This window comes from Alkalihalophilus lindianensis (genome assembly GCF_032843265.1).
GTDB classification, from domain to species: domain Bacteria; phylum Bacillota; class Bacilli; order Bacillales; family Bacillaceae_D; genus Alkalihalophilus; species Alkalihalophilus lindianensis.
In genome coordinates this window covers 1-256 of the sequence record NZ_JAWJBA010000635.1, presented here as the reverse complement: position 1 = coordinate 256, position 256 = coordinate 1, and the positions used below count along the sequence as shown (strand labels likewise).

Genomic DNA, 256 nt, shown 5'->3' with positions numbered 1-256 from the left:
GTATGGATCTATCGTGGAGAGGTCCTTCCTACAAAGAAGAAAACTGAGGAAGGAGGCAAATAATATGTTATTGCCAAAACGTGTAAAATACCGTCGTCAACATCGTGGGAAAATGCGTGGAAATGCCAAAGGCGGTACTGAAGTAACATTCGGTGAATTTGGTCTGCAAGCAACTGAGGCTTCCTGGATCACAAACCGTCAAATCGAAGCAGCTCTTATTGCGATGACTCGTTACATGAAACGTGGCGGTAAAGTA

Annotated in this window: 1 protein-coding gene; it reads left to right on the top strand. The window is 44.1% G+C overall.

The window, feature by feature from the left end:
• Window positions 1-64: 64 nt before the first annotated feature.
• Window positions 65-256 (top strand): 50S ribosomal protein L16 (rplP, locus tag RYX56_RS23710; RefSeq protein ID WP_317124301.1); only part of this gene is annotated, 192 nt, incomplete at its 3' end.